The 4,894-nt window shown below is 39.6% G+C and carries 3 protein-coding genes and 1 pseudogene; all 4 read left to right on the forward strand.

From position 1 onward, the window contains the following. Window positions 1–296, forward strand: a pseudogene (locus tag AC3DU7_RS25260) (hypothetical protein); the annotation flags it as partial. A gap of 306 nt (window positions 297–602) precedes the next feature. After that, window positions 603–2,063, forward strand: a complete 1,461-nt coding sequence (glmM, locus tag AC3DU7_RS25265) for a phosphoglucosamine mutase (RefSeq protein WP_488042043.1) — start codon at window positions 603–605, stop codon at window positions 2,061–2,063. Between the two features lie 176 nt (window positions 2,064–2,239). Next, a complete protein-coding gene (hpsL, locus tag AC3DU7_RS25270; protein ID WP_488042044.1) occupies window positions 2,240–3,856 on the forward strand; it encodes a hormogonium polysaccharide biosynthesis protein HpsL in 1,617 nt (538 codons plus the stop codon). An 11-nt stretch (window positions 3,857–3,867) separates the two neighbouring features. Next, on the forward strand, window positions 3,868–4,866 hold the full coding sequence (gene hpsN, locus AC3DU7_RS25275; protein ID WP_488042045.1) for a hormogonium polysaccharide biosynthesis glycosyltransferase HpsN: 999 nt from the start codon (window positions 3,868–3,870) through the stop codon (window positions 4,864–4,866). The last annotated feature ends 28 nt before the right edge of the window (window positions 4,867–4,894 follow it).

Raw genomic sequence — 4,894 nt, forward strand, 5'->3', positions numbered from 1 at the left:
AGAACCTAGTACAAGAAAAAATTCTCACAAATTGGGAAGCTCAAGATGAACCAGAGCATTTAAAAACGATTCGCGATCGCATTCTTTACAGTCCAAACAAAACTCAACTTCTCACAATTTATCAGCAATTATGGGAGCAAAAAGAGATAGTAAGCGTAGATATTCCAGAACAAAAAGAATTATGTTTGTCAGGACTAACAAGAAAGCAAAATGGGTTGCTCAAAATTCATAACCGCATTTACGAATTAATTTTTAATCGGGGTTGGATCGAGTACAACCTGGGTTCAAGAATTTAGAATTTAGAATTTAGAATTTAGAATTACCTCTCTTTGAAAAGAAGAGGATTGACTAATCATAAAAATTTTTATTTATTATCCCCAGGAGTTACGCAAAGGAACTATATAAAGTGACTCGCTCAGTTACGCTAGCGCTAACACACCCTACCAATAGCGTTTATGCATAAGTCCTAATAAGTTAAATCATTATCGGCCAAAATTCCAAAAATGACTTAGTAAATAATTCAAAATTATGTATTAAATCCGGAAGTGCTATTCTCTTTGTTGAGAGTGAGAATAACTAAATCTTGACGAGGAGTGAAAATTATGGTAGCAACACCATCATTCAAAACAACTTACGAACAAAAAACTTTTAACTTATCATCCACAGCAATAACCACAACATTGCCTTGGAACAATACCTCACTGCCCACAACACCACTATTTGGTACAGATGGCATCCGGGGTAAAGCAGGAGAACTACTTAATGCCCCCCTAGCTTTACAGATAGGTTTTTGGGCCGGACAAGTATTGCAGCAATATTCTCATAACCCTGGCCCTGTGATTATGGGTCAAGATACCAGAAACTCTGGCAATATGTTAGCCATGGCTTTATCAGCAGGTTTAACAGCAGCAGGATTAGAAGTTTGGAATCTAGGTTTATGCCCCACTCCTTGCGTTGCCTATCTCACCAGTATTTCAGAAGCCATAGGTGGAATAATGATTTCTGCTAGTCATAACCCACCCGAAGATAATGGAATAAAATTTTTTGGTTCCGATGGTACAAAGCTCTCTTCGGAATTACAGAAACAGATAGAATCTGGAATTAGAGGCATGGCAGATTTTCCAGCCACCCATAGTAACTGGGGACAACATTACCATAGACCAGAATTAGTCAAGGAGTACCAAGCATCTCTACATTCTCCTCTAATACCAGAACATTTCCAGGGAATGAAAATAGTTCTGGACTTGGCCTGGGGAGCAGCAGTTCATACCGCCCCAGAAGTTTTTCAGGCAATGGGGGCAGAAGTCATTTCTTTACATGACCAACCAAACGGCGATCGCATCAATGTCAACTGCGGTTCGACCCACCTTCATTATCTCCAACAAGCAGTTATAGAACATAATGCCGATATGGGATTTGCTTTTGATGGAGATGCCGACCGAGTATTAGCAGTAGATTCTCAAGGTCGTTCTATTGATGGAGATTATATACTCTATTTCTGGGGTCAAAGCTTAAGTCAAGCTGGGTTACTACCAAACAATTTGATAGTCACTACAGTTATGGCCAATTTAGGGTTTGAACGTGCTTGGCACAAACAGGGTGGACAAATATTAAGGACTAAAGTTGGAGACCAATATGTTCATGCAGAAATGCAACGAACAGGCTCAATGTTAGGTGGGGAGCAATCAGGGCATATTCTCTGTCCTCACTATGGCATTTCAGGAGATGGCCTAATGACGGCTTTGCATTTAGCAACCCTAGTCAAAAACTCTGGAGTCTCCCTAGCAGAATTAGTAGACCAAAGCTTTCAGACATATCCTCAACTGCTCCGAAATGTCCGGGTTGAAGACCGCGATCGCCGAGCCAACTGGAAAAATTGCGAACCATTAGTCAGAGCTATTGACGAAGCAGAAACAGCTTTAGCAGATGTAGGGCGGGTTTTAGTCCGAGCCTCTGGCACAGAGCCACTAATTAGAGTTATGGTAGAAGCAATTAATGCTGAACTCGCAAGTTACTGGACAGAGAACTTAGTTTTAGCAGTCCAGCAACATCTCAGGAATTGAGAATTTAGAATGCAGAATGCAGAATTAACGAGAATTTAGAATGCAGAATGCAGAATGCAGAATTATTAAATTAAGAAATTAACAAGTTAACCATTATTTTTTAATTCTCAATTCTCAATTCATATAGACAATTGTGGAATTCTAAATTCTAAATTCTAAATTCTAAGTTTATAAGAATGCCGACAAAACAAAAGTCTAAAAAAAAATCAAAAAAGAAAGGCAAATCTGCTGCTCCTACCATTAGCAAAAAGGAATTAGCTGCCAGAAAGCGCCAAAGAGCTAAACAAATTCAGAAAGTTATTGGCGATCTTGTTACTTATGGTGGTCTTGGTCTTGTAATTGGTGTTGTATTATTTTTCGTGGCGGAACCAAAAATAGCCCTTGCTGGTGGTGGTGGTGTGGCAGTTTTAGGTCTTTCCTTCAAGTATCCAATGTTAGGACTTTGGGGATTTCTAATTTATATGCCCTTTGCTGGTACCATCACTTACTGGATAGGTGGAGGAAGTCCCATATTTCAATTAGCTAAAGATGGCTTCTTCATCCCAGCAATGATTGGCATTGGTATGTGGTGTAAACAAACAGGAAATCCATTCATCATTCCCAAGGCACTGAAAAATCCCTTATACATTTTATTGGGCTTTTGTTTACTTACTTTACTAATGGTTAATGGTACCCAACAGCTCAACCCTCCCAACCGAGGAGATCAAGCAATTCCTATGGGAATATTGGGACTCAAAGCAATGATTGGCTATTTACCTCTAATCACGGGAGCTTACTATAAACTAAAAACTAAAAAAGAATTATTATTTGCTGCCCGTCTTACACTAGTTCTAGCCATTATTTGCTGTTTACTTGGTATAGTACAGTACCAATTCCTTTCCTCTGGAAAGTGTCAAGGTACTCGTGGTTTTACTGGAGGCGAACTATTTAAGGCAACCTTAGAAGCTAAATGTTTGGTAGGAGGTGCTCTACTATTTAGTCCTAGTCAGGGTGTGATTCGTTTACCTGGTACTTTTGTTGCACCTTGGCAGTGGGGATGGTTTTTGATTTCTAATGCTGCTTTTACTTTTGCAGTTGCTTTTAGTGACCCCTCTCCTCTCTGGCGAATAGGGGGTTTATTTGGCATGGCAGTAGTTTTTGTGAATGCAGCTATTAGCGGTCAAAGAATTGCTCTAGCTCTGGTTCCTACAGTAACTATAATTCTTCTGGTGCTGACAGGTCAGATCGCTAATCTCAAAAAGTTTTTACCCATCGGTATTGGACTCGGTGTTCTCCTGGGAGGAGTAATAGTATCTAACCCTGCAGTTGTTCAAGAGCGGATAGATAGTTTTGTAAGTCGCTGGAATGCCTCACCACCAACTGCTTTTATTAGTCAACAGTTTGAGGAGTCTAGCCATGGACAAGATGGATTTTTTGGTAATGGGTTAGGGCGTGCTACCAACTCAGCCCGAGTTTTTGGAAAAACTAGGTTAGTTGAGACTTATTATCCTAAGTTAATTTATGAAATAGGGCCAATAGGCGCAATTGCAATGTTACTCTTAGTAACTACTATTACTGTTACTGGTTTCAAAGCTTATCGCTCTGTTAAGGACAAGAGTATGCGCAGTTATGGTGCTAGCTATTGGGTTTTTGTTTTGATTATTAGCTACAACACCTATTATTATCCTCTAGATGTAGATCCAGTTGGGGTTTATTACTGGTATTTTGCTGGGGTAATTTTCAGGTTGCCAGCAATTGACAAACAAGAACAAGCAAGAATTAAAGCGGAAGAAGAAATGGAAAATGGTAAATAAGAAGGAGAAAAATGAACGCACAATCTCTAAAAGAAGAAAAGCAACAATTAACTATTCCTATTTCTGTTGTCATTCCTACCTATAACCGAGAAGAAGCTCTGGTAGATACGATCGCTGATGTTATTGAACAAGATTATCCTAATTTTGAAGTTTTGGTAGTTGATCAGACTGCTACTCATAAACCAGAAACTCAAACTTATTTAGAAGAAGTAGCTAATGCTGGAAAAATTAAATTGTTTCACCTCAGTTGGGCGAGTTTACCTGGAGCAAGAAATTATGCTGTCAGACATTGCAGTGGCGAAATAATTCTTTTTATTGATGATGATGTACGCTTAGAAAAAGGATTTTTGGCTGCCCATGCCCACAACTATGCCGAGCGCCCAGAAGTAGGAGCAGTAGCAGGACGAGTATTCGATCGCATGAAATTAGGAGATTCTGGGGGAGAGTTGGAAATAGAAGATTTGCCTCCTGAAGCATCAGATCCTGGTATTGCTTGGTATCACATAGATTTGGTACATACAGTTAAGCCTCAACGAGTGATATCAGCTAGAGGTTGTAATATGTCCTATCGCCGAGAGATTTTTACTAAGTATGGTCTTAGTTTTGATGAGCGGTTTCGAGGTAGTGCAGTACGGGAAGAGTCTGATTTTTGTTTGAGGTTGCGAAAAACTGGTTATCAGATTTGGTTCGATCCAGAAGCTTCTCTAGTTCACTTGGGTGAAGAAAGTGGAGGTTGTCATGATATTTCAACGCGATCGCTTAAATATCAGGTTACTTTTTATCACAATCACTTTTTCATGGGATTAAAAAATCTGACTCCTACTCAATGTGCACGTTTCTTTGCCAAATTATTTGATTGTCATGTGTTGGGCAACCCCCCCTGTAATAAAGGTGGTTCTCCTATCAAAATAATTACCCGTGGAAGTTTCTATACTCTTGGTTTTTTGAGTGCTGTTCAAACTAGGATTAAATCTATTTGGGATGACGGGCAAATTTATACAAGGGAATAGGGAACAGGGAACACCGGAGCTGGGAACA

Source organism: Okeania sp., assembly GCF_983059655.1.